The organism is Autumnicola patrickiae (assembly GCF_031846525.1).
GTDB classification, from domain to species: domain Bacteria; phylum Bacteroidota; class Bacteroidia; order Flavobacteriales; family Flavobacteriaceae; genus Autumnicola; species Autumnicola patrickiae.
Genome location: NZ_JAVRHM010000007.1, coordinates 51,000 through 77,417, shown reverse-complemented (window position 1 = coordinate 77,417; position 26,418 = coordinate 51,000). Strand labels below are relative to the sequence as shown.

Annotated in this window: 28 protein-coding genes; 17 read left to right on the top strand and 11 right to left on the bottom strand. The window is 39.5% G+C overall.

Going from position 1 to position 26,418, the window contains the following annotated elements; translation table 11 throughout:
* Positions 1-55: 55 nt before the first annotated feature.
* From RM549_RS07800 to RM549_RS07790, 3 genes are all read right to left on the bottom strand, one after another.
* Entirely contained in the window at positions 56-1,408 is a 1,353-nt protein-coding gene (locus RM549_RS07800; protein WP_311683458.1) for an MATE family efflux transporter, read from the bottom strand.
* Positions 1,408-2,442 (bottom strand): ferrochelatase, encoded by a 1,035-nt coding sequence (gene hemH, locus RM549_RS07795; protein ID WP_311683456.1) that lies wholly within the window; start codon positions 2,440-2,442, stop codon positions 1,408-1,410. Before hemH ends, RM549_RS07800 begins: the two co-directional genes overlap by 1 nt.
* Positions 2,443-2,563: 121 nt before the next feature.
* Positions 2,564-3,463 (bottom strand): AraC family transcriptional regulator, encoded by a 900-nt coding sequence (locus tag RM549_RS07790; protein ID WP_311683454.1) that lies wholly within the window; start codon positions 3,461-3,463, stop codon positions 2,564-2,566.
* Positions 3,464-3,662: 199 nt separating this feature from the next.
* Here RM549_RS07790 and hemA point away from each other — a divergent pair, with 199 nt between their 5' ends.
* From hemA to RM549_RS07725, 13 genes are all read left to right on the top strand, one after another.
* Positions 3,663-4,919: a glutamyl-tRNA reductase gene (gene hemA, locus RM549_RS07785; RefSeq protein ID WP_311683452.1), complete on the top strand. Its 1,257-nt coding sequence runs from the start codon at positions 3,663-3,665 to the stop codon at positions 4,917-4,919.
* Positions 4,916-5,830: a hydroxymethylbilane synthase gene (gene hemC, locus RM549_RS07780; RefSeq protein WP_311683450.1), complete on the top strand. Its 915-nt coding sequence runs from the start codon at positions 4,916-4,918 to the stop codon at positions 5,828-5,830. The genes hemA and hemC overlap by 4 nt, the downstream gene beginning before the upstream one ends.
* A 3-nt stretch (positions 5,831-5,833) precedes the next feature.
* Positions 5,834-6,478: a uroporphyrinogen-III synthase gene (locus tag RM549_RS07775; RefSeq protein ID WP_311683448.1), complete on the top strand. Its 645-nt coding sequence runs from the start codon at positions 5,834-5,836 to the stop codon at positions 6,476-6,478.
* 56 nt (positions 6,479-6,534) lie between these two features.
* Positions 6,535-7,560, top strand: a complete 1,026-nt coding sequence (hemE, locus tag RM549_RS07770) for a uroporphyrinogen decarboxylase (RefSeq protein ID WP_311683446.1) — start codon at positions 6,535-6,537, stop codon at positions 7,558-7,560.
* A 3-nt stretch (positions 7,561-7,563) separates the two neighbouring features.
* Positions 7,564-8,061, top strand: a complete 498-nt coding sequence (locus tag RM549_RS07765) for a DUF6973 domain-containing protein (RefSeq protein WP_311683444.1) — start codon at positions 7,564-7,566, stop codon at positions 8,059-8,061.
* Positions 8,058-8,978, top strand: coding sequence for an oxygen-dependent coproporphyrinogen oxidase (hemF, locus tag RM549_RS07760; RefSeq protein ID WP_311683441.1), 921 nt, complete (start codon positions 8,058-8,060; stop codon positions 8,976-8,978). Before RM549_RS07765 ends, hemF begins: the two co-directional genes overlap by 4 nt.
* Positions 8,979-9,028: 50 nt before the next feature.
* Positions 9,029-9,286, top strand: a complete 258-nt coding sequence (locus RM549_RS07755; protein WP_311683439.1) for a four helix bundle protein — start codon at positions 9,029-9,031, stop codon at positions 9,284-9,286.
* Positions 9,287-9,444: 158 nt separating this feature from the next.
* Positions 9,445-10,428 carry a porphobilinogen synthase gene (gene hemB, locus RM549_RS07750; RefSeq protein ID WP_311683437.1) on the top strand — a complete coding sequence of 328 codons (984 nt, stop codon included), beginning with the start codon at positions 9,445-9,447 and terminating at the stop codon, positions 10,426-10,428.
* A 240-nt stretch (positions 10,429-10,668) separates the two neighbouring features.
* Positions 10,669-10,992 carry a hypothetical protein gene (locus RM549_RS07745; protein ID WP_311683434.1) on the top strand — a complete coding sequence of 108 codons (324 nt, stop codon included), beginning with the start codon at positions 10,669-10,671 and terminating at the stop codon, positions 10,990-10,992.
* A 172-nt stretch (positions 10,993-11,164) separates the two neighbouring features.
* Positions 11,165-11,653: a hypothetical protein gene (locus tag RM549_RS07740; protein ID WP_311683432.1), complete on the top strand. Its 489-nt coding sequence runs from the start codon at positions 11,165-11,167 to the stop codon at positions 11,651-11,653.
* Positions 11,654-11,790: 137 nt separating this feature from the next.
* Entirely contained in the window at positions 11,791-12,918 is a 1,128-nt protein-coding gene (locus RM549_RS07735) for a CNNM domain-containing protein (RefSeq protein WP_311683430.1), read from the top strand.
* On the top strand, positions 12,863-13,345 hold the full coding sequence (locus RM549_RS07730) for a methylated-DNA--[protein]-cysteine S-methyltransferase (protein WP_311683428.1): 483 nt from the start codon (positions 12,863-12,865) through the stop codon (positions 13,343-13,345). Before RM549_RS07735 ends, RM549_RS07730 begins: the two co-directional genes overlap by 56 nt.
* Before the next feature lie 15 nt (positions 13,346-13,360).
* The gene (locus RM549_RS07725) at positions 13,361-14,506 is read left to right on the top strand and encodes a serine hydrolase domain-containing protein (protein ID WP_311683426.1); all 1,146 of its coding nucleotides are present in this window, start codon (positions 13,361-13,363) and stop codon (positions 14,504-14,506) included.
* 54 nt (positions 14,507-14,560) lie between these two features.
* On the opposite strand, the gene RM549_RS07720 is transcribed toward RM549_RS07725, so the two are convergent.
* The 7 genes from RM549_RS07720 to trhO all read right to left on the bottom strand — a co-directional run bounded on the left by RM549_RS07720 (position 14,561) and on the right by trhO (position 21,747).
* On the bottom strand, positions 14,561-15,214 hold the full coding sequence (locus tag RM549_RS07720) for a CoA transferase subunit B (protein ID WP_311683424.1): 654 nt from the start codon (positions 15,212-15,214) through the stop codon (positions 14,561-14,563).
* 120 nt (positions 15,215-15,334) lie between these two features.
* Positions 15,335-15,610 carry a four helix bundle protein gene (locus tag RM549_RS07715; RefSeq protein ID WP_311683422.1) on the bottom strand — a complete coding sequence of 92 codons (276 nt, stop codon included), beginning with the start codon at positions 15,608-15,610 and terminating at the stop codon, positions 15,335-15,337.
* Positions 15,611-15,681: 71 nt separating this feature from the next.
* A complete protein-coding gene (locus tag RM549_RS07710; protein ID WP_311683420.1) occupies positions 15,682-16,395 on the bottom strand; it encodes a CoA transferase subunit A in 714 nt (237 codons plus the stop codon).
* 108 nt (positions 16,396-16,503) lie between these two features.
* Entirely contained in the window at positions 16,504-18,840 is a 2,337-nt protein-coding gene (locus RM549_RS07705) for a penicillin-binding protein 1A (protein WP_311683418.1), read from the bottom strand.
* An 11-nt stretch (positions 18,841-18,851) separates the two neighbouring features.
* Positions 18,852-19,343, bottom strand: coding sequence for a gliding motility lipoprotein GldH (locus tag RM549_RS07700; protein WP_311683416.1), 492 nt, complete (start codon positions 19,341-19,343; stop codon positions 18,852-18,854).
* Entirely contained in the window at positions 19,336-20,505 is a 1,170-nt protein-coding gene (locus tag RM549_RS07695) for a PSP1 domain-containing protein (RefSeq protein ID WP_311683620.1), read from the bottom strand. Before RM549_RS07695 ends, RM549_RS07700 begins: the two co-directional genes overlap by 8 nt.
* 210 nt (positions 20,506-20,715) lie before the next feature.
* Positions 20,716-21,747: an oxygen-dependent tRNA uridine(34) hydroxylase TrhO gene (trhO, locus tag RM549_RS07690; protein WP_311683414.1), complete on the bottom strand. Its 1,032-nt coding sequence runs from the start codon at positions 21,745-21,747 to the stop codon at positions 20,716-20,718.
* 205 nt (positions 21,748-21,952) lie between these two features.
* Between trhO and recA the strand changes: the two genes are divergently transcribed.
* The 4 genes from recA to RM549_RS07670 all read left to right on the top strand — a co-directional run bounded on the left by recA (position 21,953) and on the right by RM549_RS07670 (position 25,660).
* Positions 21,953-22,972 carry a recombinase RecA gene (recA, locus tag RM549_RS07685; RefSeq protein ID WP_311683412.1) on the top strand — a complete coding sequence of 340 codons (1,020 nt, stop codon included), beginning with the start codon at positions 21,953-21,955 and terminating at the stop codon, positions 22,970-22,972.
* 114 nt (positions 22,973-23,086) lie between these two features.
* Entirely contained in the window at positions 23,087-23,605 is a 519-nt protein-coding gene (locus tag RM549_RS07680) for a hypothetical protein (RefSeq protein ID WP_311683410.1), read from the top strand.
* Between the two features lie 11 nt (positions 23,606-23,616).
* Complete coding sequence (locus RM549_RS07675) at positions 23,617-24,159, top strand: RNA polymerase sigma factor (RefSeq protein WP_311683408.1); 543 nt, start codon at positions 23,617-23,619, stop codon at positions 24,157-24,159.
* A 31-nt stretch (positions 24,160-24,190) separates the two neighbouring features.
* On the top strand, positions 24,191-25,660 hold the full coding sequence (locus RM549_RS07670) for a porin family protein (RefSeq protein WP_311683406.1): 1,470 nt from the start codon (positions 24,191-24,193) through the stop codon (positions 25,658-25,660).
* Here the strand turns inward: RM549_RS07670 and RM549_RS07665 are convergent.
* Entirely contained in the window at positions 25,657-26,400 is a 744-nt protein-coding gene (locus RM549_RS07665) for a lysophospholipid acyltransferase family protein (protein ID WP_311683404.1), read from the bottom strand. The genes RM549_RS07670 and RM549_RS07665 overlap by 4 nt on opposite strands.
* Positions 26,401-26,418 lie beyond the last annotated feature (18 nt).

Sequence of the window (26,418 nt, the reverse complement as noted above, 5' to 3'; positions counted from 1 at the left end):
TCTTTAATCTTATATTACAAATATAACTATTAAAAGCGCTCTAGTGAAACAGCTTCTAAGCGGTCTCTGTTCTCAAGCTTTTTCTTATTTCCCGGTTTAAAAAATATCCAGTTACCAAAGTTGCAAGGACATCGGCTATTGGAAAAGAAATCCACACCCCAATTTCCCCGTAGAACCTCGGTAAAATTAGTACCAGCGGAATAAAGAAAAAGCCCTGCCGGGAAAGTGTAAGTAAAAAAGCAGGTACAGCCTTACCTACCGCCTGGAAATATGCCGCACCTATTAGCTGAAGTGCAATTATAGGTGTTGCCGCAAAAACCCAACGCATGGCATCTGGAGTTTCTGCTATTATAGTAGCGTTATCTGTAAATATCTCCACAATTTCTTCAGCGAAAATCATAATTCCCGTAAAGACCAGTAAACCCAGAACAACAGCATAAAGAATTGCTGTATTAATACTTTTCCGGACACGGGCATATTTCTTTGCACCATAATTAAATCCGGCAATGGGCAGGAAACCCTGCGTCACCCCAAGTACAGGGAAAAGTGCAAGCATCAGCATTCGTCCGATAATGGCATAAACAGTAACAGAATCTTCACCGCCAAGGTCGAATAAAATATTATTCATTAGTAAATACGTGATGCTCACCACTGCCTGCCTGGCGAGGGTAACAAAACCAAGGGAGGAAATCTCTTTTAAAATTGGCCAATCGAAGCCAAAATGCGGCCAGTTAATCTTTAATTCCGAATTCTTCGAGAGAAAAAACCAGGCAACATAACCAAGACAGAACAAATAAGAAGCTGTAGTAGCCCAGGCGGCTCCCAGCATTCCCATATCCAGTCTATAGATTAAAATGTAATCCAGAATAAGATTTCCTACCGAAGGAATAATCATTGCCGCCATTGCAAATTTAGGTTTCCCTTCTGCCCTTATCACAGCATTCCCCATCATGCAGAGTGCAAGGAATGGCACTCCATAAAGCACTACCCGATAATAAACCTTTGCCGGCTCAAAAATTTCCCCTTTTCCTCCAAAAGCAGGAATAAGTTCATTTATATATACCAGCCCAACAACCACCATCGTGATGGTAAGGAGGAGCGTGAGTGTAATTTGATTACCGAAGGTTTTAAGAGCCTTTTCCTGCTGCTCTGCTCCAAGGGCCCTGGATATAATTGAAGAGCCACCTATTCCAATGGACATACCAAGGGCAGCTATAAAAAACGAAACCGGTAAAACGACATTTATAGCGGCAATGGCTATAGGGCCTATCCAGTTCCCAACAAAAATTGTATCTATAAGAATATTAAGCGACATTACCAGAATTCCCACCGAAGCCGGTGCGGCCTGCTGAATCAATAATTTACTGATTGGCCGGTTTCCCAGTGCTGCCGAATCTATCTTTGCCATTATGCTTCCACAGGCTTTTGATGAGCCCATTCATCAATCCACCTGCCAAGAACATTTACCCAGTCCTTACGATCATTTAAACATGGCACAACAGTAAATTCCTCCCCTCCAACTTCATGAAATATTTCTTCGCCTTCCATAGCTATTTCTTCCAGGGTTTCAAGACAATCTGAAACAAAAGCGGGAGTAACAATTGCCAGCTTTTTCATTCCCTGGTTTCCGAACTTTTCAATTGTGCGATCTGTGTAAGGCTGTAACCATGGGTCAAAACCTAATCTCGACTGGAAGGAAACGCTGTAGGTATTTTCTTTTAATTCCAGGTATTCTGCTACCAGACGAGTAGTTTCATAACATTGATGTCTGTAACAGAATTGATGTGCTGTAGAAGGCGTTTTACAACAGGAACCATCTATTTTACAATGAGAATTGGTAATGTCACTTTTACGGATATGCCTCTCTGGCACTCCATGATAAGAGAATAAAAGATGTTGAAAATCTACACCCTTCAGTTCTTCGGAAATGCTGTTTGCAAGGGTTCGGATGTAGTCGGGATGATTATAGAATGCCGGTACGCTTGTGAACTTCATCTCCGGAAAATATTCCTTCCGAAGTTCTTCGGCTAGAACCAGAATAGTTTCTGTAGTAGCCATAGCGAACTGAGGATAAAGCGGAAAAATAAGCACCTCATCCACTCCTTTGTCATGCAGCTCCTGCAATCCGGATAAAATATTAGGACTACCATACCTCATCGCCAGCGCAATAGGTACAGAGGTGATTTCGTCAACTTTAGATTGTAATCTTTCTGACAGTACAATTAAGGGAGAACCTTCGTCCCACCAAATCTTCTGATAAGCTTCTGCAGATTTTTTAGGTCGGGTATTTAATATAATTCCTTTAACCAGTAACGTACGCGCCCAGTAAGGAACATCTATTACCCTTTCGTCCATCAGGAATTCGCCAAGATATTTTTTAACGTCTTTAGGATCTGTACTATCAGGGGAACCCAGATTTACAAGAAGTACACCTTTACTCATAATTTTTCGTTTTCAGAACAAAAATAGAACTATAATCTGAGGAGCAAACAGCTTGTGCATTATACTTTCTTATTGCTATATAGAAGAAGAGCACTTAAGCTTTATTTTTTATAAACCAGCATTACGTCGCTGTAGGTAATGACATAATATATTTCTTAGGAGTTGTGCCGAACTTTTTCCTGAAAGCAGCTATAAAGTGGCTGGAAGTACTATAGCCTATTTTAAGTCCTACCTCGTTCACATTATATTCACCGCTGTCCAGCAATTTACGGGCGTATTCCATTTTATAATCAAATAGAAAGCTATAAACTGAATCTCCATAAATTTGCTTGAAGCCTTCCTTTAGCTTTTTAAGGCTCAAATTTATCTCGTCTGCAAGTTCCTGCAAAGAGGGTGGTTCTGCCATCCGGGAGATTACGATATCCTTTGCTTTTCTAATTTTTAGAATATTTTCTTCATCACTTAAAAAAGGACATTGCTCAACATCGGGATCTTCTGTCCTGTTAAAATATAGACTCAGTAATTCGTATGCTTTACCTTTAAAATAGAGATTTTTAATGCTGGACGTTAGGTTGAAATTCATCAACTGATTAAGGACAATAGCCATAGATGGTGATACCGGGGCATCTTTATAATATTTTTTATCCTGGTTTTCCTTACTTAAAAAAGTAATGTATCCAGCCTCTTGTGAAAATAGCGAATGAAACTTTTTAATGGAAATCACCAGCGAAATAAGCCATGAATTTGCTGCCAGGGAGAGATTTAAAGGCAGACTGCGCTGCGGATTGTAGAGCAAAAGCGAATTTTCTTCTACTAAAGGAAGCTCATAACTGCTGTTATTGAACATAAACTTACCATGTCCCTTTACACTAAAATGAAACTGGATAAAACTATTGTCGATATCCCTCACCATTTTTTGGGTTTCACTGGTGTCATTTTGAAACTTCAGGACAAAGAACCCTTCCTCCACTTTAATTTCCTCTGTTAAACTTCCAGCGATATTTCTTCCTTCAGCAGCCATAACTTTCCTTCGCTTTATTTAGAATCAAACCAAATAGAATAGCAAAAATTCTTTCGGTGTACTTCAAAAGTACGGCATTTTCAGATTTTGACTACTTTTTTACTGATAATTATCATATATCGATACATTTAGTACCTCAAGCGTTACTTTATACTTTTGTTATATATTACTTTTGCTCCTTCATACCCCAAACAGGTTCATGGAAGATTATCATATTTCTAAAGGAAAACATTTTTACACGATTGGCCTTAGTTATAAAAAGGCTGATGCAGAAATAAGAGGTCATTTTAGTCTTGATGAGGAATCTAAAAAAAGATTGCTGCAGCAGGCTAAAGATGAAGGTATTGACGGTATTTTGGTGACTTCTACCTGTAACCGGACTGAGATTTACGGTTTTGCTGAACATCCTTTTCAGCTTATTAAACTTCTTTGCGAACATACGCACGGTACTGTAGAAGAGTTTGAAAAAGTAGCTTACGTGCATAAAAACAAAAAAGCTATTTCCCACATGTTTCGTGTAGGTACCGGTCTTGATAGTCAGATTCTGGGAGATTTTGAAATTATTAGTCAGTTACGGCTGGCATTTTCACGTTCCAAGAAGTATGACGTAGCAAATGCTTTTCTGGAACGACTTGTAAATGCTGTTATACAGGCCAGTAAAAGAATTAAAAATGAGACCGAAATCTCCAGCGGGGCAACTTCAGTTTCTTTCGCTTCTGTACAATATATATTGAATAACGTAGAGAACGTTTCAGAAAAGAATATCCTCCTCTTCGGAACAGGAAAAATTGGGAGAAACACTTGTGAAAATCTTGTAAAACATACACAAAATAAGCAGATTACACTTATTAACCGCACAAAAGATAAAGCTGAGAAAATAGCCGGGAAATTTAGTCTTGTTGTGAAAGATTATGCAGATTTACAGGCAGAGATTAGAAAAGCTGACATTCTTATTGTTGCTACAGGCGCACAAAACCCCACCATTTCCAAAGAACTTATTTACTGCAAGAAAGATCTTTTGGTACTGGATTTATCCATTCCAAAGAATGTTTCTGAAGATGTAGCAGAACTTGAAAATGTACGTTTATTACATCTCGATCAACTTTCCAGGATCACAGATGAAACGCTAGCCAAACGCAAACAGTTTGTTCCGCAGGCAGAAGTTATTATTGCTGAAGTGGAAGGCGAATTTAACCAATGGCTCGAAACCAGGAAATTTGCTCCTACCATAAAAGCTTTAAAGAAGAAATTGAGAACGATGAAAGATGCCGAACTGGACTTTCAGCGTAAAAAAATAGCCGACTTTAATGATGAGCAGGCAGAAATTGTTAGCAATCGCATTATTCAGAAGATAATGAAGCATTTTGCCAATCATTTAAAAGGAGATTCCAATACCACAGATGAAAGTCTGGAACTTATTCAGAAAGTTTTTCAACTAGAAGAACTTCAGAAATGAGCAAGGTAATTAAAATTGGCACCCGGGACAGCGAACTTGCCATGTGGCAGGCCACAACAGTACAGGCAGCGCTGGAAAAACTGGGGCATAAAAGCGAACTTGTACCGGTAAAATCTACCGGCGACCTCAACCTGGACGAACCGCTTTACGAAATGGGAATTACCGGGATTTTCACAAAAACCCTGGATGTGGCCATGATCAAGGATGAAATTGACATTGCGGTACATTCTATGAAAGATGTTCCCACAATGCTCCCAAAAGGAATTATTGAAGGCGCAGTGATGAAAAGGGCGAATTTCAGCGATATTCTGGTTCATAAAGGCCTGGATTTCTTAGATGCTGAAGGAACTATTGCCACCGGAAGCCTTCGTCGAAAAGCGCAATGGCTCAATAAATATCCAACACACAATGTGGTGGATCTTCGCGGAAATGTAAATACCCGCATGCAAAAACTTAAAGATAACAACTGGAACGGTGCTATTTTCGCAGCCGCGGGGCTCGAAAGAATTGACATAAAACCAGATAATTTTATTGATCTTGATTGGATGATCCCAGCTCCTGCACAAGGTGCGATGCTTATCGTGGTTAAGAAAAAGGACGAATTTTGCCAAAAAGCTGTTTCTGCTTTAAACCATAGAGAAACTGAGATCGCTGTACATATAGAACGCGAGTTTCTAAAGAAATTAGAAGGTGGCTGTACCGCTCCAATTGGCGCTATTGCCACTGTACAGGACGATATTGTGCATTTTAAGGGGTCGCTCTTAAGCATAGACGGAAGCAAAAAATTTGAAATAGAAAGAGAAGTCCCTGTAGATGCCACTCAAGGTTTTGGAGAAGCCTGTGCCCAGGAAATTTTGAATAACGGCGGAAAAGAACTGATGCTGGAGTTCAAAAAGATCATGAAAAAGTAAAAAATGCCAACGCTCCTCTCCACAAAACGGCTTTCTACTGCACAAAAACAGCTTATTTTGAATTCCGGACTAGGATTTGTGGAATATGAAGCGATTAAGATCGATTTCGTTGATTTTGAAGCTGCTTCAGTTGAAAATGCGATCATTACGAGTAAAAATGCAGCCAAAGCGGTCATTAAAAACAACATTTCAATAGCAAAATGTTTTTGCGTGGGGGAGAAAACTTCCGAAGTTCTTAAAAATCACAATTACAAAGTAGCTGAAGTTCAAGACTATGGCCGAAATTTGGCAAATATCGTCCTTAATAGTTATAGCGATCAAAGCTTTACCTTTTTCTGCGGAAATAAACGTCGGGACGAAATTCCTTCCGTTTTAAAGGAAAACAATATAGCTTTTGAAGAAATTGAAGTTTATAAGACAAGGCTCAATTTTCAACATTTTCAGCAGAATTTTGACGGAATTCTGTTTTTTAGTCCGAGTGGAGTGCAAAGTTTTACAAAAGAAAATCAGCTGAAGGATTCCGTTGTATTTTGTATTGGGACAACAACGGCTTCAGAAGCAAAAAAACATACCGAAAACGTTATTATTGCTACGAAGCCAAGTATAGAAAACTTGATTGTACAGGCGGTTAAATATTTCAGAAACTGATAAACATAAATTCTCAAAGGTTTCAAAAACCTGTGAGGTTTAAAACAAAATATATCATGATCAAAAACGATTTATTACTAAAAGCATTAAGAGGTGAAAGTGTAGAACGGCCACCGGTTTGGATGATGCGTCAGGCAGGTAGGTATTTGCCGGATTTCATGAAACTAAAGGAAAAATACAACTTTTTTACACGTTGCCGCACTCCGGAACTAGCCACTGAGATCACCGTAATGCCGATCCGACAGATAGGTCCCGATGCCGCTATTTTGTTTAGCGATATTCTTGTGATTCCGCAGGCGATGAATATTGAGGTGGAAATGAAACCCGGAGTTGGACCATGGCTACCCAATCCTGTGAGGACTATGGAAGGTGTCAATCAGGTGAATGTTCCCGATGTTCACGAGGAGCTTCAATACGTTTTTGATGCGATAAAAATGACAAAACAGGAGCTGAATGACGAAGTACCTTTAATTGGTTTTGCCGGTTCGCCATGGACAATCCTGTGCTATACGGTGCAGGGACAGGGATCCAAAAATTTTGATCTTGCCAAGAAATTCTGCTTCACCAATCCTGAAGCCGCTCATATTCTGCTTCAAAAAATCACCGATACCACCATTGCTTATTTAAAAGCCAAAGTTGCGGCAGGGGTAGATGTCGTTCAGCTTTTTGATTCGTGGGGAGGAATGCTTTCTCCTGTAGATTATCAAACTTTTTCCTGGCAGTATATGCAGCAGATTATAGATGCTTTAAAAGATGAGGTGCCTGTGATCGCCTACGGAAAAGGCTGCTGGTTTGCCCTTAAGGAAATGTCCGAATCTGGTGCTGCGGCACTTGGTGTGGACTGGACCTGTACTCCGCGAAATGCGCGCTATCTAAGTGGAGGAAAAATTACGCTTCAGGGAAATTTTGACCCTGCAAGGCTTTACTCGCCACCTTCAGAAATTAAGAAAATGGTGAACCAGATGATTAATGAATTTGGAAAAGATGCCTATATCGCCAATTTGGGCCACGGAATTTTACCCGATATTCCGGTAGAAAATGCACGGGCTTTTGTAGACGCTGTTAAGGAATACCGAGGTTAAAAAATGGCAATTCTGGCAAGGCTTCGGAAAATGGATTTCCGGGAGACGTGGCTGCTAGCCAAAATGTCTGTTTCCCGCCCCCGATTTGCCTTTGCCACCTATAAAGCCACAAAAGAGACCCTGAAAATCTGCAATGAACTTTTTGGAGAGCGACATCATAAAAACGGAAAGGCCAATGCAGCTAGACATGCGCTCTGGAACTACATAATATGCGAAAAATGCTATAAAATTTCGGGTTCTTCTGAAAAATCCGCAATTTGGAGTAAAAAGGTAACCGATTTGCATGAAAAACTCGCTCCAAACGATAAGCTGGCAAGGGAGATGGATCTTCATAATAATGAAATTGGCCGGAAATTGTTCAAAAAAAGTGAAGGCTCAAAAATGCCAATTATCGACCTTCTGAAGGAGATGATGCAGGAGGCGATACAGATTGAAAAAACTGAAGAGCTTAGGGATGCAGCTAATAATTTAGTTTTTATAGAAAACAGCAGTAAAAAATGAAGGAGAAATTTTATAAATACATCGAAACTCTACAGGATACTATTACTTCCAAACTCGAAGAAATCGACGGAAAAGCCAAGTTTCAGCAGGACCTTTGGGAGCGTGCTGAAGGTGGCGGCGGAAGAACACGAGTAATAGAAGATGGAGCTGTTTTTGAAAAAGGCGGCGTAAATATTTCTGCGGTTCATGGTCCTCTTGCTCCTGCGATGCAGGCGTATTTTAAAGTTGGGAAAGTCGATTTTTTTGCCTGCGGATTAAGCCTTGTTCTTCACCCAAAAAATCCGATGGTGCCCACGGTTCATGCAAACTGGCGCTATTTTGAAATGTATGACAAAGAAGGAAACACCATAGACCAATGGTTTGGCGGCGGCCAGGATTTGACTCCGTATTACCTTTTTGAAGAAGATGCCACTCATTTTCATCAGGTTTGTAAAAATGCCTGTGACAAATCCAACTCTAATTTTTATTCGGAATACAAGAAGAAGTGCGACGAATATTTTTGGAATTCCCATCGCGACGAAGCACGCGGAGTTGGTGGTTTGTTTTTTGATTACTGCAAAGCTTCCGAAGAAATGAGCATCGAAGGCTGGTATAATTTTGTAACTGAAGTTGGCGATAGCTTTCTTGAAGCTTATGTTCCGATAGTAGAAAAAAGAAAGAATTTGCCTTATTCTGAAGAGCAACGAACCTGGCAGGAAATAAGAAGAGGCCGGTACGTGGAATTTAACCTGGTACACGATAAAGGCACACTTTTCGGGTTAAAAACCAACGGAAGGATTGAAAGTATTCTCATGAGCCTTCCGCCACACGTACAATGGATTTACGACCATCATCCGGAACCGGAAAGCGAAGAAGAGAAATTGCTGAAGGTGTTGAAGAAACCTGTAAATTGGGTGGGAAAAAGCTTTAAGCTTTAAGTGAGAAGCGTTAAGTCCTCTTGATCTAAACTCTTTTAAACTATTTTATCATGGTTGATTACAAGAATTATAAAGTCTGGCAGAAATCTCATCTATTGGTTCTTGAAATTTATAAAACAACCCGTGATTTCCCTTCCAGCGAGAAGTTTAATATGGTTTCCCAGATGAACAGAGCGGCACTCTCCATTCCAACTAATATTGTGGAAGGCTGCGGAAGAGAAACCCAGAAAGAATTTGTCAGATTTCTACATATTTCATCCGGTTCTGCTTTTGAACTTGAATATTTAATTTTGGTTTCTACAGAATGAGATTTTATAGACAAAAATATTTCAGAGAAACTAACAAAGGAAATCGGTGAAATAAAGAAGATGCTCTTTTCTTTAATTCAAAAAATAAAAAGTAATATTTAAACTAATTTCAGCTCAAAACTTATAGCTTTAAGCTGAAAGCTTAGAACTTAAAAACCATGTTAATACGAAACCGAAGATTAAGAACGGGAGAAGCAATAAGAAGCCTTGTTCGTGAAACTGCAATTACGCCAAATGATTTTCTTGTTCCGCTTTTTGTTGTGGAAGGGAAAAATTTAAAGCAAGAAATAGCTTCTATGCCTAATTATTACCGATACAGCCTGGACTTGCTGGAAAAGGAAGTAAAGGAGCTTTGGAGACTTGGATTGAAATCGGTTTTGCTTTTTGTAAAAGTGCCGAATAAACTAAAGGATAATGCGGGAACAGAAGCTTTAAATCCTGACGGACTTATGCAAAGAGCAGTGAAAACTGTAAAAAATGCAGTACCAGAAATGTTGGTCATGACAGATGTTGCCCTGGACCCGTATTCTTCTTTTGGACACGACGGAATTGTTGCTGATGGAAAAATCCTGAATGACGATTCCGCCGCTGTTTTAGCCGAAATGTCTTTATCACACGCCAAGGCAGGAGCAGATTTTGTCGCTCCCAGTGATATGATGGACGGACGTATTTTTGAAATGCGAACTTTATTGGAAGATGAAGGTTTCCACGACACCGGGATAATGAGCTACAGTGCGAAGTTTGCTTCGGCTTTTTACGGACCTTTTCGGGATGCCCTGGATTCTGCTCCTGTAGATGCAAAAGATATTCCGAAGGATAAAAAAACATATCAAATGGATCCCGCCAACCGGGACGAAGCAATTAAAGAAACATTAATGGACATTCAGGAAGGAGCCGATATCGTAATGGTGAAGCCGGGACTTTGTTATCTCGATATTGTACGGGATATTAAAAATGCTGTAAACGTTCCCGTAGCCGTGTACCAGGTAAGCGGCGAATATGCAATGATAAAAGCAGCTGCAGAAAAGGGCTGGCTGGAACATGATGCTGTGGTACTGGAACAACTCACAGCGATAAAACGTGCCGGGGCAACTTTAATCGCCAGTTATTTTGCCAAAGACGCCGTAAAGCTCATTTCTTAACCATTTCCAATCCAGATTAGACAAAAAAGACCCTGCAAAAAATTATTATAGGGTCTTTCTGTTTTAGATGGTGTTAAAAATTCGAATACCTTCAGAATTCTGTCTCCCTTTCTTATGCCAGCAGCCTGCTTCAGCAAAGCTCCAGCCAAAAATAATTTTAGTTAAATTTAAACAACGAATTCTCTTTCTGCATACATTTGATCCGTGAACTTCAGTAAGTTAAATAGCGCCTTTTCATTTTTGCTGATCCTGCTTTACAGCAGCTTCAGTACTCCGGCTATTGCCTGTACTTCAGCTTCTGGAGAGACCGATGTAAATTTCCGAAGCAGCGAAAATCTTCAGGAAGGCAACAGTCAACGTATTATTTTCTTTCAGGAATTTTCTACAGAATTATCTCTGGAAATAACAAGATATTCTCCGTTAAATTTAGGGTTCCTTTCTAAATCCAGGGAGTTCAGATTTATGTCAGACAGAAATTCCGAAGAGTATAAATCCTGGATTTATCTTCAGGATATTAAAAGCCTGATTAAAAATCAAATTTTTCCATTCCACGTTTTTTGGTAAACAAAGTGAATGCCTGCAATTGACATTCCGTACATATTGGAGGTCAACCACTTTACAATTTAATTTTAATTCTGAATCCTTCAGGATCTCTTGCAAATAAGAGTTTCTGAATAAATTCAGCTTAAGGCATTCAGCACTTCTGATGCCAAAATATTATACTAAAAAACAAACAATGGATACAGCATCAATTTTAATTGGCAGCGTTCTGCTACTCCTGTTTATAGGTCCCGTTCTATATGTAATCTGGAGACAATCTTTAAAAGATAAAAAATCATTAAAAATTTTGACCGAAGAAGGAAACCGTCGTAATTTGAAATTTGACCACACTGAAGTTTCTAATTCACTTTTACTTGGTCTGGATTCCCACAATAAAAAACTCGTGGCCATAGAACCAGCTAATGAATATAAAATCACTCATGTTGATTTAGTGAAAATAATCGACAGTAAAATCTTAAAAAAGGTTATTTCTAACCCCTCCAGCTTTAAGGATCGGGAGAAGATCATGCAGGTAAGTATCGAACTTATGGAAAATTCAGGAGTGCAGAAATATTCTAAAATCCTGTTTTACGATGAAGACGGAGAAGATAGTGAAGATGTAGGTAGCCGTCTAACAAGCGCACTTAAATGGGAAAAACTTATTAAGTCCAGTCTTTCTGCTTAACCAGAATTAAGCTATAAATAAATAGGCTGTTAACCTTTAGAGATTAGCAGCCTTTGCTTTTGGTGGATTTAGGATTTCTTTATTTCATGTTGTGCTAATAAATGCTAACTTACATTTTAAACAACCGATAAAGACCAATGGGATTACTTATTACTTATGCTGTTCTTTCAATTTTCTTCTCTTTCCTCTGCTCCATGTTGGAATCAGTTTTATTAAGTATCACGCCTACTTATATACGTGTTAAGACCAAAGATGGAAAACAATTTGCCAAAACGCTTCAAAATTTTAAACAGAATATAGATCAACCCTTAATTGCTATTCTAACGGTAAACACCATTGCTCATACAGTAGGAGCAATTTTAGTGGGAGTGCAGGCTGAAAAAGCCTTTGGTGATGGTGGAAATGCAGTAGGAATTGTTTCTGCAGTTATGACGATGGCGATTTTAATCATTTCAGAAATTATACCGAAGACGATCGGAGCAACCTACTGGCAATCTTTAGGCAATTTTACCGCCAAAACATTAAAAATTATGATTTTTCCGCTTCGTTATACCGGAATTTTGTGGTTAATGATGCTTTTTACAAAATTAATTGGAAAGTCGGCGCATGTAAGCACGATGAGCCCCGAAGAATTTATAGCAATTACCGATGCTGCGGAAGAAGAAGGCATGCTGAAGGAAAGTGAAACAACCGTAATTAAAAATCTACTGGTTTTTAAGTCTGTTGAAGCTAAAGATGTCATGACACCTTTTTCTGTCGCAGTGACTGAAGATGAAACAACTACCATTGAAGAATTTCATCGTAGTCATAAAAACTTAAGATTTTCAAGGATACCGGTCTACAAAAATAAAGCAAATAATATCACCGGATTTATTCTGAAGGATGAAGTGCTGGAAGAAATAATTGAGGAAAAAGGCAATGAACCTTTAAGCAGTTTGAAGCGCAATATCTCTGTAACCAATGAAAGCACTCCAATACCGGAACTGTTTGAAGTTTATGTTCAACAGCGAACCCATATGTCCATAGTAGTAGATGAATATGGAAATACGGTAGGGCTTGTAACAATGGAGGATATTATAGAGACCCTTCTGGGGCTGGAAATTATGGACGAAAGCGATAATATTGAAGATATGCAATTGCTTGCCAGACAAAACTGGGAACGAAGAGCAAAAAGACTAGGACTTATACACCGTAAGGATAATGAAGACAATGTTGAAGAAGGAAACCACTCATCTCAAGACTCCGCTGGGAATTATAAAAATTAGCGGAGACGAGGAGGGAGTTTCAGAAATTAAAATCGTAGAAAAAAGTTTGAATGCTTCTGAAGAAACTCCTCATTTATTGCTTCCTGTTGTGCAACAAATTAAAGCTTATTTTGAAGGAAATCTAAAAGAATTTAATTTGAAGCTAAACCCTTCCGGCACCGTCTTTCAGAAGAAAGTATGGAAACTACTAGGTGATATTCCTTTTGGCAGCACTATTTCTTATCTGGAATTATCTAAAAGAATTGGTGACGTAAAAGCAGTAAGAGCCGTGGCAGCTGCAAACGGGAAGAACCCTTTATGGATCGTTATTCCCTGCCACAGAGTGATTGGCAGTAATGGCTCCCTTACAGGTTATGCAGGAGGCCTGCACCGTAAAAAATGGTTATTGGAACACGAAAATCCCTCTGCTCAACAAAGTTTATTTTAGGAAGATTTAATATCTATGAAAAAGCTATTCCGCTTTATCGGCTATTTTCTAGGTTTCCTTCTCCTTGTGGTTGCCTTACTTTACTTACTAGGTTACAATTACATCTTCAGGGGAATAGAAGTTACTTATCTTGAAGGTCATAGCACGGCCTATATTGATGATTATACCGAATTCCAAAACCGGAAAATAGCAACTTCCGAAGCAGCTCAAGAATGGCCGGAACATGTAGATTATAATAATGCTACTCCAACAAAAGAGTTACAGGAAATAAACGAAGAGCTTCGTACAGCAGCATTTCTTGTAATTAAAAATGACAGTATCTGGTTTGAAGAATACTTTAAAGGCTACGGCAAATATTCGCGTACAAATTCTTTTTCCATGGCTAAGAGCATTGTTTCAGCTCTTCTGGGAAAGGCGATGAAAGACGGGCATCTTGAAAGCCTGGAACAGCCAGTCGCAGATTTCTTTCCGCAGTTCGATAATAGTCTGAAAGTTGGAGATCTTGCCTCGATGGCTTCAGGGTTAAACTGGAATGAGAATTATTATAACCCCTTCGGAATGACTGCCGAAGCTTATTTTGGCCAAGACATTAGAGAACTTGTTCTGGACCTTAAAGTAACAGAAAATCCCGGGAAGCAATTTGAATATTTAAGTGGAAATACCATTTTATTAGGAATGGTAATTGAAAAAGCTACAGGCAGGACTCTTTCAGAATATCTTAGCGAGAGCTTTTGGAAGCCCCTGGGAATGCAGAAAGATGCTTTATGGCAATTGGACAGCCGGGAAAGCGGAATGGAGAAAGCCTATTGCTGTATTGCTTCTAACGCAAGGGATTTTGCAAAAATAGGAAGGTTATACAAAGATTACGGAAGATGGAATGGACAGCAGATTTTGGACTCATCTTATGTTGCGAGGTCCATAGCACCACGTTTTGAGGATAGTCCGCAGTACGGTTATGGATTTTGGTTGAGCGAGTACGAAGACAAAGATTTTTTCTACATGCGGGGTATCCTTGGTCAATATGTTATCATAATTCCAGAAGATGACCTGATAATTGTGCGTCTCGGTCAAAAATTGATAAAAAAAGAGGAGGATCAGGAACATTCTCCAGACCTCTTTATCTACATAGAGGAAGCTTATAAAATTCTTGAGGCGGGATAAACCTTACGTGATTTCTCAAAACAGTTACAGAGTAAAGGATTGCCGATTCGTATGCTATAACTTCATCTCCGGAATATTTCCCTCAACAATTAATCTGCCGGCCGTCGCTGCCTTAATTTCATCTGTACTCACTCCCGGTGCTCTTTCGAGTAGCTTAAAACCGTCTTTTGTAACTTCAAGCACAGCAAGGTTAGTCACTATCTTTGTGACGCAACCAACGCCAGTTAGCGGCAGTGTACATTCTGAAAGCAGTTTGGACTCTCCGGCCCTGTTGGTATGCATCATAGCTACAATGATATTTTCTGCAGAAGCAACCAAATCCATTGCTCCTCCCATTCCTTTTACCATTTTCCCAGGAATTTTCCAGTTTGCTATATCTCCGTTTTCAGCAACTTCCATAGCGCCCAGTATAGTAAGATCTACATGTTTACCCCGGATCATCCCAAAGCTCATAGCCGAATCAAAAAAACTGGCACCTGGAAGTGCTGTAATAGTTTGTTTTCCTGCATTAATAAGATCGGCATCCTCAGTGCCTTCTATGGGAAAAGGCCCCATTCCCAGGATTCCGTTTTCACTCTGGAATTCCACTTCAATATCATCCCGCACAAAATTAGCGACCAGGGTAGGTATGCCTATTCCCAGGTTCACATAATATCCGTCCTTAATCTCTTTTGCTATTCGCTTCGCGATTCCTTCTTTGTCTAACATGTTTTTTAATTTGCTAATTGACCAATGTAAAATTATATCAATTTTACCTGGACAAATTTCTTTTACTTGTACTAACGATTTTATACATGATAAGACCCATCTCGTCTATCCTTTTTTTAATTAAGGATTAAAGGGATATGAGGCGGCTATCTCGCAAAGCACTAACCAGTATTTAACTTCTTCCAATTCTTTTAGGGCAATTTTTATCTTATGAATAAAGTCTATTCTACTCTCCGCATTCTGCGCCTCATGTATATTTGCGCCAATACTTGTTCCAGATTTTAATAACTGGTTCGCAATTACATATTTACGCTTGCCTTCCAATATTTCACAAAATTCAATAATGATTAACGAAAATTCAATTGATTTTTCCAGTATCGCATTTTTTCTTTCCATTGATACATTATTAAATTTTTACATTTTATATAATTTTTGGAACGAAATCTTCAAATTGAGCAACTGCCATATTACTTCATTTTCTCATCAGAAGGACGTACCGTCCTCTTTTCAATCCTTTTTTCATAATTCTTCCCTTCAAAAATCCTCTGTACAAATATCCCCGGAATGTGGATCTGGTTTGGATCCAGTTCTCCCGGCTCTACCAGCTCCTCCACTTCTACTACTGTAATCTTTGCCGCGCCACACATTAGCGGATTAAAATTTCTTGCTGTGCCTTTAAAAATAAGATTACCTGCCTTATCCCCTTTCCAGGCTTTAACAAAAGAAAAGTCTGCTTTAAAAGCTTCTTCCAGAACATACATCTTTCCATTAAATTCGCGGGTTTCTTTACCTTCGGCTACTTCTGTACCAAAACCTGCAGGAGTATATATTGCCGGAAAACCCTGTTGCGCAGCCTGGCACCTCGCAGCAAGTGTACCCTGCGGAACGAGTTCTACCTCAAGTTCTCCGCTTAACATCTGCCTTTCAAATTCGGCATTTTCCCCCACGTAGGAAGAAATCATCTTATCGATTTGCTTTTTGTGAAGTAGCAGTCCCAGGCCAAAGTCATCTACCCCGGCATTGTTGGAAATACAGGTGAGGTTTTTAATGTTGAGCCGTACAAGCTCAGAAATAGAATTTTCGGGGATTCCGCTAAGGCCAAAACCGCCCAGCATCAAAGTCATTCCGTCCTTAACCCCATCCAAGGCATCCTCTACATTTGGTACAGCTTTTCGTATCATCTTCTAAAGATTTTATTCAGAAAAATACAAAAATAAAATAGCTGTTACAATGGGTAATCCTGAGTAATTAATCTTTTCGGAAAATTTGCTTCAGATTTTTGAATTATTCTAAAAATCCAGTTCATCGGGAGCATCACTGTAGGAATCATTTCCATCTCCGTAATTATTACAATTTACTTCGATAGAAAGGTTTTCTGGCTTAGGGAATTCTCCTTTAGAAATGTTGAGGGCATCATCCGCATAAACATCTTTCATGTACATCCCCCAAATTGGTAAGGCCATAGTCGCTCCCTGCCCATACGTAATAGTAGGGAAATGTACAGACCTGTCTTCTGCTCCAACCCACACGCCTGTGACCAGGTTTGGAACCATTCCCATGAACCAGCCATCACTCTGGTTTTGTGTTGTACCGGTTTTTCCGGCAATTGGGATACTGGTATCAAAGTTATATGGATAACCCGTAACAGCTCGCTTATAATGATCCAGATTAGTCGCATAATCCCCTCTTAATCTAACTCCAGATCCAGATTGAGTTACGCCTTCCAGAAGATTAACCGTTACGTAAGCGGCTTCTTTACTAAGAACATCCCGGGTTTGAGGAACATTCTGATATAAAACAGTGCCGTTTTTATCTTCAATTCTACTCACCACAACAGGTTTTACATAAACCCCTTCATTAGCAAAAGTGCTATAGGCCGAAACCATTTCAAATAGACTCAGATCTGGAGTACCCAGTGCAATAGAAGGTACTTCAGGAATATTTTTAGTATCTATTCCCAGCTTGTCCAATAGATCTATCACAGGTTTAGGGCCTGTTTTATCTATAAGCCTTGCAGTTACGGTATTTACAGAATTGGCAAGGGCATCTTTTAAAGAAATCATACCTACATAGCTGTCGGCATCATTGCCCGCATTTTGAGGGGACCAATCTTGAAGAAGTCCGTATTTTCCGGTTTCAATAGTAAAACGGTTCTTCGGAAGCGTATCACAAGGAGATAGTTTTAACTGATCGATTGCCGTAGCATAAACAAAAGGCTTAAAAGTAGAACCAACCTGACGTTTCCCCTGTTTCACATGGTCGTATTTAAAGTGTTTAAAGTCGGTCCCTCCTACCCAGGCTTTTACTTCCCCGGTTTGAGGTGTCATAGACATCATTCCTGCTTGAAGAAAAGATTTGTAGTAAAAAATCGAATCCCGTGGCGTCATAATGGTATCTTTTGTGTGGTTGGGACTGGTCCAGTCAAAAACACGCATTTCCCGCTCTTTATCAAAAGAAGCAAGGATTTCATCTTCAGATATGCCTTTATCCTTCATTTCCTTCCACCGGACTGATCGCTTAATGGAGCTATTCACAATCTGCTGAACTTCGCTTTCATCCACATCACGGAAAGGTGCAGTAGGATTATTTTTATTTTGTCGTGTAAATTCCTTCTGAAGATGTGAAATATGTCGGTCTACAGCTTCTTCAGCATATTCCTGCATTTTAGAGTCGATACTGGTGTAAACTCTTAATCCATCACGGAAAATATTATATTCAGAACCATCCGGCTTTGGATTTTCATTAATCCATTGACGAAGAAACTGCTGAACATATGCTCTAAAATACGTGGCCATACCTTCGTCATGTCCTTCCGGAGTAAAATTCAGGTTAAGCGGAAGAGCTTGAAGAGAATCTTTTTCTGAAGGGGTTAAATACCCATTCTTTTCCATTTGTTTAAGCACCTGATTTCTCCTTCTAAGCGCATTATCTCTGAATTCTTCCTTTGCAGGATTATATAAAATCGGATTTTTAAGCATTGCTACCAGAACAGCAGCTTCTTCAGTTTTTAATTCTTTTGGCTCCTTTCCGAAATAAATTCTTGAAGCCGAACGAATTCCCACCGCCTGATAAAGGAAATCGTACTTATTTAAGTACATAGTAATAATCTCCTGCTTGGTGTATTGTCTCTCCAGTCGCGTGGCAATAACCCATTCTTTGATCTTCTGGAAAACACGCTCCACTTTATTATTGGGAGTATCAGAAAATAATAATTTAGATAATTGCTGGGTAATAGTACTCGCACCACCTCTGGATCCTAAATAAGCCACAGCACGCAGTGTGCCACGGGCGTCAATACCGGAATGGTGGTAATAACGCTCATCTTCTGTAGCGACAAGGGCTTTTACAAGGTTTTCGGGTAAATCATCATATTTTACCGGAGTCCTGTTTTCATTGTAATATTTTCCGAGAGTTTTTCCGTCGGAAGAAAATACTTCTGTAGCGAGGTTTGTTTCAGGATTTTCCAGTTCTTCGAACGTCGGCATTTTACCAAATGCACCCCAGCCGGCCATTAGAAAAAGGATGATAACAAGAAGAATTCCTATTCCGAATATACTCCAGAAACCAATGATATAGGAAGTTTTGCTTTTTTTAGGAGCTGCTTTCTTTTTTTTTGACGTAGCCATTTACTTTATAACTATTGCTGTGCGCTATGCTCTATGCGGAAGCCCACATGGGTAATACCTTCTAAATTTTCTATCCCTTCCACTTCACCATTTTTGCGCATGGCTTGCTTTATACGGACTTCATATCCCCCCGGTTCCGGAAATCGTACATTTTCCCTGTACCAGAGTTTACTTTCCTTTACATCACCAAAACCCGTACCAAGCCATGTTCCATCTGGTGCAGCCATGGAATATTCCAGTGTATCGGTGATTACTTTTCCATACGGAAATTGAATTTCTGTAATTACAAAAAGATTGCTGTACCTGTAATCACTGTTATTCCTGATGTTTAAAAAAAGGTCATACGTTTCCAGCGAATCTAATTCATCTACCTTAAACGCAACAACAGAATCTTTATTCCATGTTGATACAGATTTATATTCATCAAAAACACGATCTGAATCGCAGGAATACAAACCGAAAAATGTGAATACCGCCAACAGTAAAAAAAAGGCTTTACGCATTATTAGAAGGTTTACCTTTCCTCTTTTTTCTTTTTTTGTTTCTTCTTTTCCCAGTGGAAGCTTTTGGATTGTCAAAACGTGTAAGACTATCCTGCCCTACTACATTATTAAAGTCCGGCTTCTTATTCTCTTCCAGCTGCAATACAACTTCATATTCTTCCAGGCTCCCCACCGGTTCCTTTTTCTTATTTGAAGCTATAATTTTGTTAGCCTGTTCTGCAGTTAATTTATGCCAGTTCATCCACTCGCCCTCATAAGCATACCACAATACACCCTGAAAAATATCAATTTTCTGGCATACTGCTGTACCTTTTTTCGTGTAAAGTTTTGTGTCTGTTCTCGGGAAAGATTTTAAAGCCTCCAGATAAGTATCCAGCTCATAATTAAGGCAGCACTTCAGCTTACCACACTGTCCCGCAAGCTTTTGCGGATTAAGTGAAAGCTGCTGATATCGCGCTGCAGAAGTACTAACAGATCTAAAATCTGTTAACCATGTTGAACAGCACAATTCCCTTCCGCAGGATCCAATACCTCCTAATCTTGAAGCTTCCTGGCGCAAACCTATCTGCCTCATTTCAATTCGGGTATTAAACTCTCTTGCGAATTCCTTAATCAACTGCCGGAAATCTACACGATCGTCTGCAGTATAATAAAAAGTTGCTTTTGAAGCATCTCCCTGGAACTCGATATCGCTAATTTTCATCTGAAGATTAAGACGGATAGCAATTTCCCTCGCCCGAACCTTCATTTTATCTTCCCTGTCCCGGGCTTCCTGCCAAACATCGATATCCCGCTGTGAAGCTTTGCGATAAACCTTTAACACCTCATCACTATCTGGCGCAACTTTCTTCTTCTTCATTTGAACCCTTACGAGTTCCCCGGCAAGGCTAACAAGGCCTACATCATGCCCGGGCGAAGCTTCTGTAGCCACGACATCGCCCATACTCAGGCTAAGGTTCTCAGAATTTCGGAAAAAATGTTTTCTTCCGTTTTTAAAACGGACCTCAACAAAATTAAAAGGTTCGGTGCCGTCTGGAAGAGACATATTGGAAAGCCAGTCAAAGACGGTAAGTTTATTACATCCGTCTGTTCCGCAGGTTCCGTTATTTTTACATCCTTTTGGCTGACCGTCTTTACCGGTCGAGCAACTGGTGCAAGCCATAAAATTATATATATTGTAGGTAGCTGCCTTCTCAATCTGCAATTTTGATATGCTCTAAAATTCTACACTCTGCATACCCGGAAAGCCTCAAAGTAAACCTATATCGGCACAACCTGATGCAAATCTTTCAGCACCACCTTTAGATTAGTAAAAAATATTAACAGTAAAGATACCAATATTTATTGGCACTACCATTTATGGAACGCCAACTTAGCTTTTATATTTTAAAAACTTTGATCGTCCCTTTTTAAAGATTTTATTGCTGTTGCCCTTTCCTTTACGCAGTTCTTTCTGCGCTTCGTAAGGCAAAGAATTAGTTTTCATACAATCTTCAGAACAACAATTATTCATTTCCATCGCACAATCTTCACACTGAATAAACAACAGGTGACAAGCTTCATTAGCACAGTTAACATGAGTATCACAAGGTTTTCCACACTGGTGGCAATGTGCAATAACATCCTCTGAAATTCTTTCGGACCGACGATGATCGAACACAAAGTTCTTTCCGATGAATTTATTTTCCAGTTTTTGCTTTTCTACCTGGCGGGCGTATTCAATGATTCCCCCTTCCAACTGAAAAACTTTTTTGAAGCCCTTATGCTTATAATAAGCACTGGCTTTTTCGCACCTTATTCCGCCGGTGCAATACATTACCAGATTTTTATCTTCTTTGTAATCTTTTAGATCTTCTTCAATAATAGGAAGCGAATCCCTGAAGGTGTCCACATCTGGCGTAATGGCACCTCTAAAATGCCCAATTTCGCTCTCATAGTGGTTCCTCATATCCACAAGTACCGTATCGGGATCTTCCAATAGCGCATTAAACTTTTCAGCATCTACGTGAATTCCGCGGTTGGTAACATCGAAGCTTGCATCATTAAGACCATCAGAAACAATTTTCTTGCGCACTTTTACCTTCAGCTTCAAAAAAGCCTTTGCATCGTGCTCAATAGCAATATTTAACCTTACATTCTCAAGAAAATAAATCTCATCAAGAAATTTTTTGAAGGTGTCAAAATTTTGGGCGGGGACAGAAAGTTGCGCATTTATACCCTCGTGGGCCACATAAATCCTCCCAAGAACACCCATCTGGTCCCAGGCTATAAATAAATAATTTCTGAATAATTCGGGATTTCCAATTTTCGCGTAGGCATAGAAAGAGAGCGTCAACCGGTCTTCCCCGGCTTCTTCAATTAATGCTGCTCTTTCTTTAGCGCTTAATTTATTGTACAGTTGCATGCTATACCAATTATAAGAGTTAAAGAAAAAATTTGCGCAAAGATAAGGCTTAAAATGAAAAAGCAGAAATTTGTTTTAGAAGCTCCAAATAAGTTTATCTTTAACCAGTTACATTAAAAAATAACAAGATCGAGAATGACTGTATTTAAATTGTGATGCAGCAAAACTTGTGTTAATTTAGCAGCTCTTAAAACAGCAAAAAATCATGAGCAACGATAAAGAAAAAGAAAAAGATGCAAAATTAAAGGCCCTGAAGCTCACCCTGGATAAAATGGATAAAACCTATGGAAAGGGCACCGTGATGAAAATGAGCGATCAGGCCATTGTGGATGTTGACGCCATTCCTACCGGTTCCCTGGGACTTGATTTGGCTTTGGGTGTGGGAGGATATCCGCGCGGAAGGGTAATAGAAATTTACGGACCGGAATCTTCTGGTAAAACAACCTTAACGCTTCATGCTATTGCTGAAGCTCAAAAAGCAGGAGGTATTGCTGCTTTTATTGATGCAGAACATGCTTTTGACCGGTTTTATGCTGAAAAACTTGGCGTAGACATAGAAAACCTGATTATTTCCCAGCCGGATAACGGCGAACAGGCTCTTGAAATTACCGATAACTTAATCCGTTCCGGAGCGATAGACATAATTGTAATTGACTCTGTTGCCGCTTTAACTCCAAAAAGTGAGATTGAAGGGGAAATGGGAGATTCCAAAATGGGACTTCATGCCCGTTTAATGTCCCAGGCACTTAGAAAGCTTACTGCTTCCATTAGTAAAACCAACTGTACGGTGATGTTTATTAACCAGCTAAGGGAGAAAATCGGGGTAATGTTCGGTAATCCCGAAACTACTACCGGTGGTAATGCACTTAAATTTTACGCTTCCGTAAGACTGGATATTAGAAGGTCTACGCAGATAAAAGACAGCAACAGCAACATAATGGGTAACAAGACCCGTGTAAAAGTGGTGAAAAACAAAGTTGCACCGCCTTTTAAAACTGCGGAATTTGATATTATGTACGGCGAAGGTGTATCCAAGATTGGTGAGATTATCGATATTGGTGTTGATTATGAAATAATAAAGAAGAGCGGATCGTGGTTCAGCTACGAAGATACTAAGCTTGGACAGGGGAGGGATGCAGTAAAAACCATTCTTAAAGATAATCCCGATCTCATGGATGAGTTGGAAACCAAGATCAAACAAGCGATAAAAGTCGCTAACGAATAACAAAAATTTAAAAATCCCTTTTCGAAGGGATTTTTTTTGATCACGACGCAACCTTTACAACATTTATGCATCTATAGGGTAAGAAAATAAATATAAACCCTAATTAAAAATGAAATGAAAAAGTTTGCATTATTACTGATTTCGGTATTGACCTTTGTAAGCTGTGATACAGAGGATGATGGTCTTAACATTGCTTATGAGTATGCAGCAATTACAGAGTACGACTTTCCGGAATATTTTGAAGCAGGAGAAGAGTATGACTTCGAAGTTACTTTTGAACTTCCCTCTGCGTGCCATTCTTACGTTGGGATTGACTGGAAACCAGGCCAGGGAACAGATGGCAGGGATGTTTATGTAGGAGCGCTTACTTCTTACGATCCTAATCTTGTGGAATGTGATGTAGAATCAGAAGATCTTACCAGGGTAAAAACAATCCAGGACATCAAAATTCCAACCACAGCAGATGATGGTGATATTTACACATTCTTCATCCTAACCGGTGCAGATGAAGACGGAGACGCAGAATATACTGAAGTAGAAATACCGGTTGGCGCTCCAGATGATGCTGGCGATGACACTGATAGTGAAGACGACGATGCTGGTGATGATACTGGTGACGAAGCAAGCAACTAAATCTAATTTTGGTGAGTCTAAAGAAGCTCATAAAAAACTGTAAGAAACAGGATATTAAGGCACAGGAAGAGCTTTACAGGCTATATGCTGATAAGCTCTTTGGCCTGTGCCTTAAATATTCTTCCGGTTATCATGAAGCCGAAGATAATCTTCAGGACGGCTTCCTTACCATTTTTGAAAAAATCTCCCAGTACAAAGATCAGGGTTCCTTTGAAGGCTGGATGAAGCGTATCGTCATTAACACCGCTCTTCAGAAACACAGAAAACACAGGTTCTACGAAATTATAAACGAAGACCGCATGGAAGAACCCGAAGTTGAAGTTGAAGAAGATGATATTCGTGCAGATTTTCTGCTAAAGACTGTTCAGGAACTGCCAGACAGGTACAGGCAGGTTTTTAACCTCTATGCACTGGACGGGCATTCCCACCAGGAAATTTCGGAACTACTTGGGATTTCTGTAGGAACTTCAAAATCAAACCTTGCAAGGGCCAGGAACATTTTGAAGGATAAAATTGTGAGCCATCAAAACGACAGTCAGGCACAGTCATTATAACTGAAGTTGTTTAGCCTCAAAATTGATGAAGATGAAAGAAAGAAAAAACATAGACCGGCTTTACCAGGAGGGTTTCAAAGATTTTGAAGCTACTCCAAGGGAAGAGGTTTGGAAAAATATTGCCTCCCGGCTGGAAGAAAAGCAGCGCAAGAGGCCCCTTATTATTCCGCTATGGTACAAAGTGGGCGGGATCGCTGCCACTATTGCCATTATCCTGGGACTGGCTTATTTCATAAACACTGGACAGGAAGCAGCTGGGACGCAATTCGTGGTGGAAGATGAAGATATTTATCGTCCCGAGATCGAAATTCCAGAGAACAACGAAACTATTGAAGATGCCTCAGAATTGCTAAATACTATAATGTCGGGCGATGCCCGCAATTCTTCAAATTCCGGGTTGGCAAATTCTGAATATACTGAAGAAAGCAGCACAAATCCTTCAGAAAAGGAAAAAGAAAATACACCAACTGAAAAATATAAGGCCGATAATTGGCAAAATCAGGCACTCGCTCAAAATGCTTCAGATGAAGAAGATTCTTCTTCTGAAGAAAACAGAAATTCAGAAGCATTAGCTAACCAAAATGAAGATTCTGAACTCGCAGAAAGCCAGTTTGAACCAAAAAATGAAGAAAATTCCTCTGAAAATCAGTTCAGCGAAGAAAATTCCGAAGAAATTGTTCAAAATAGCAATGAAGAAGGCGTTGATGAAGAAAAAAATGCCCTTGCAGCGCTTGCCGAAGAAAAAAATAAACCAACTGTTGAAATAGCAGAGGCCGAAAAAGGCAAAATAAGGTTTAGCACCTTTGCAGCACCCATTTTTTATGACAATATGGGCAGTGGCAGTGCTATATCCCCAAATTTTAGCAATAATGAAACCAATTCCCAGGTGACCATGGCCTATGGGGTGAATGTTGCCTACACCTTATCTGATAAAATTAAAATACGTACAGGCGTAAGCAAGGTAAACCTGAGCCACGATACGAAAGAAATTTCCTATACCACTACAGCCTTTGCTCAAAATATTTCCAGCATTAATTACCGCAGCAATTTAAATGTGGTTGAAATTAGTGACGCTCCAACAGGTCTTCCAAATTTCGACCTGTCCAATAATGAATTTGGTTCTGTAGCAGGTACTGGTGTAATTCCAGGAGAAATAAATCAGCAATTTGGATTTATAGAAGTTCCTGTTGAGGTGGAATATGCTTTAATTGATAAGAAATTTGGTTTAAGTATTATTGGAGGTGGTAGTAGCCTTTTCCTGGATGAAAACAGCGTGAGCCTTGTTTCCAATAATCAGAAAACAGAACTGGGGGAAGCCAATAATATTAATAATGTTAGTTTTAGTACTAACATTGGTGTGGGATTGGGCTATGAAATTATTCAAAATTTTGAAGTTAATTTTGAACCTATTTTTAAGTACCAGCTTAATACATTTAAAAATACTGAAAATGTGCAACCGTTCTTCTTTGGAATTTATTCCGGTTTCAGCTTTAAATTTTAATCGAAAGAAGGGTTCCTAAGCTCCTGAAGAATTACCTCCCTGGTTTTATCTTTAAGAGCCTTTTTATCTGCCACTGTCATGCCTGTAGTTGGAATAAAGCGGTGCACTTTTGCCCGAAGCTTTCCCGGTCCACCAGAAAAGAAGTCATACGAAAAGCGCTTTTTCGTATCGTGAAAAGTAATAGTAACAACTGGGATCTGGTGTTCTATTGCCAGACGAAAAGGCCCATCTTTAAATTCATCCAGCAAAACGGTTTCATGACCGGGAACACCACCTTCAGGAAAAATGCAAATACTATTACCCTGCCTTAGCCTTCGCTGCGCCTCATTAAAAGCTTCCTGCCTGCTGCGCTGGCTCTTTCTATCCACCAGAATACAGGTTTGCCGGTAAAAATATCCAAAAAGCGGAATTTTAACTAATTCTTTCTTACCCACAAATATAAACGGATGCTTATTTACGGCCAGCATCAGCATAATATCCACCATAGAAGTGTGATTGGCAACGAGCATATAGCCTTTATCCCTCTCCATGTATTGCTCGTGCCTTACTTTTGGAAATAAACCCATCCCATACAAAATGCATTTTGCCCAAATCCTGGCGCAAACAAAATACTGCGGATAAAATTTTTCTGAAGAGGCCACTACCAGTAAAACCGGTAACATTATTATGATAGGCAGTCCCAGCAAAATATAAAACCAGAGACGCCATAAAGATAATGCGAACTTTTTAAGTACCCCCATAGGAACCAAAAGTACTAA

Excerpts from the sequence above, each read along its gene's own strand:
- RM549_RS07800 (WP_311683458.1), bottom strand. The coding sequence starts at position 1,408 with ATGGCAAAGATAGATTCGGCAGCACTGGGAAACCGGCCAATCAGTAAA.
- hemH (WP_311683456.1), bottom strand. The coding sequence starts at position 2,442 with ATGAGTAAAGGTGTACTTCTTGTAAATCTGGGTTCCCCTGATAGTACA.
- RM549_RS07790 (WP_311683454.1), bottom strand. The coding sequence starts at position 3,463 with ATGGCTGCTGAAGGAAGAAATATCGCTGGAAGTTTAACAGAGGAAATT.
- hemA (WP_311683452.1), top strand. The coding sequence starts at position 3,663 with ATGGAAGATTATCATATTTCTAAAGGAAAACATTTTTACACGATTGGC.
- hemC (WP_311683450.1), top strand. The coding sequence starts at position 4,916 with ATGAGCAAGGTAATTAAAATTGGCACCCGGGACAGCGAACTTGCCATG.
- RM549_RS07775 (WP_311683448.1), top strand. The coding sequence starts at position 5,834 with ATGCCAACGCTCCTCTCCACAAAACGGCTTTCTACTGCACAAAAACAG.
- hemE (WP_311683446.1), top strand. The coding sequence starts at position 6,535 with ATGATCAAAAACGATTTATTACTAAAAGCATTAAGAGGTGAAAGTGTA.
- RM549_RS07765 (WP_311683444.1), top strand. The coding sequence starts at position 7,564 with ATGGCAATTCTGGCAAGGCTTCGGAAAATGGATTTCCGGGAGACGTGG.
- hemF (WP_311683441.1), top strand. The coding sequence starts at position 8,058 with ATGAAGGAGAAATTTTATAAATACATCGAAACTCTACAGGATACTATT.
- RM549_RS07755 (WP_311683439.1), top strand. The coding sequence starts at position 9,029 with ATGGTTGATTACAAGAATTATAAAGTCTGGCAGAAATCTCATCTATTG.
- hemB (WP_311683437.1), top strand. The coding sequence starts at position 9,445 with ATGTTAATACGAAACCGAAGATTAAGAACGGGAGAAGCAATAAGAAGC.
- RM549_RS07740 (WP_311683432.1), top strand. The coding sequence starts at position 11,165 with ATGGATACAGCATCAATTTTAATTGGCAGCGTTCTGCTACTCCTGTTT.
- RM549_RS07735 (WP_311683430.1), top strand. The coding sequence starts at position 11,791 with ATGGGATTACTTATTACTTATGCTGTTCTTTCAATTTTCTTCTCTTTC.
- RM549_RS07730 (WP_311683428.1), top strand. The coding sequence starts at position 12,863 with ATGTTGAAGAAGGAAACCACTCATCTCAAGACTCCGCTGGGAATTATA.
- RM549_RS07725 (WP_311683426.1), top strand. The coding sequence starts at position 13,361 with ATGAAAAAGCTATTCCGCTTTATCGGCTATTTTCTAGGTTTCCTTCTC.
- RM549_RS07720 (WP_311683424.1), bottom strand. The coding sequence starts at position 15,214 with ATGTTAGACAAAGAAGGAATCGCGAAGCGAATAGCAAAAGAGATTAAG.
- RM549_RS07715 (WP_311683422.1), bottom strand. The coding sequence starts at position 15,610 with ATGGAAAGAAAAAATGCGATACTGGAAAAATCAATTGAATTTTCGTTA.
- RM549_RS07710 (WP_311683420.1), bottom strand. The coding sequence starts at position 16,395 with ATGATACGAAAAGCTGTACCAAATGTAGAGGATGCCTTGGATGGGGTT.
- RM549_RS07705 (WP_311683418.1), bottom strand. The coding sequence starts at position 18,840 with ATGGCTACGTCAAAAAAAAAGAAAGCAGCTCCTAAAAAAAGCAAAACT.
- RM549_RS07700 (WP_311683416.1), bottom strand. The coding sequence starts at position 19,343 with ATGCGTAAAGCCTTTTTTTTACTGTTGGCGGTATTCACATTTTTCGGT.
- RM549_RS07695 (WP_311683620.1), bottom strand. The coding sequence starts at position 20,505 with ATGGCTTGCACCAGTTGCTCGACCGGTAAAGACGGTCAGCCAAAAGGA.
- trhO (WP_311683414.1), bottom strand. The coding sequence starts at position 21,747 with ATGCAACTGTACAATAAATTAAGCGCTAAAGAAAGAGCAGCATTAATT.
- recA (WP_311683412.1), top strand. The coding sequence starts at position 21,953 with ATGAGCAACGATAAAGAAAAAGAAAAAGATGCAAAATTAAAGGCCCTG.
- RM549_RS07680 (WP_311683410.1), top strand. The coding sequence starts at position 23,087 with ATGAAAAAGTTTGCATTATTACTGATTTCGGTATTGACCTTTGTAAGC.
- RM549_RS07670 (WP_311683406.1), top strand. The coding sequence starts at position 24,191 with ATGAAAGAAAGAAAAAACATAGACCGGCTTTACCAGGAGGGTTTCAAA.
- RM549_RS07665 (WP_311683404.1), bottom strand. The coding sequence starts at position 26,400 with ATGGGGGTACTTAAAAAGTTCGCATTATCTTTATGGCGTCTCTGGTTT.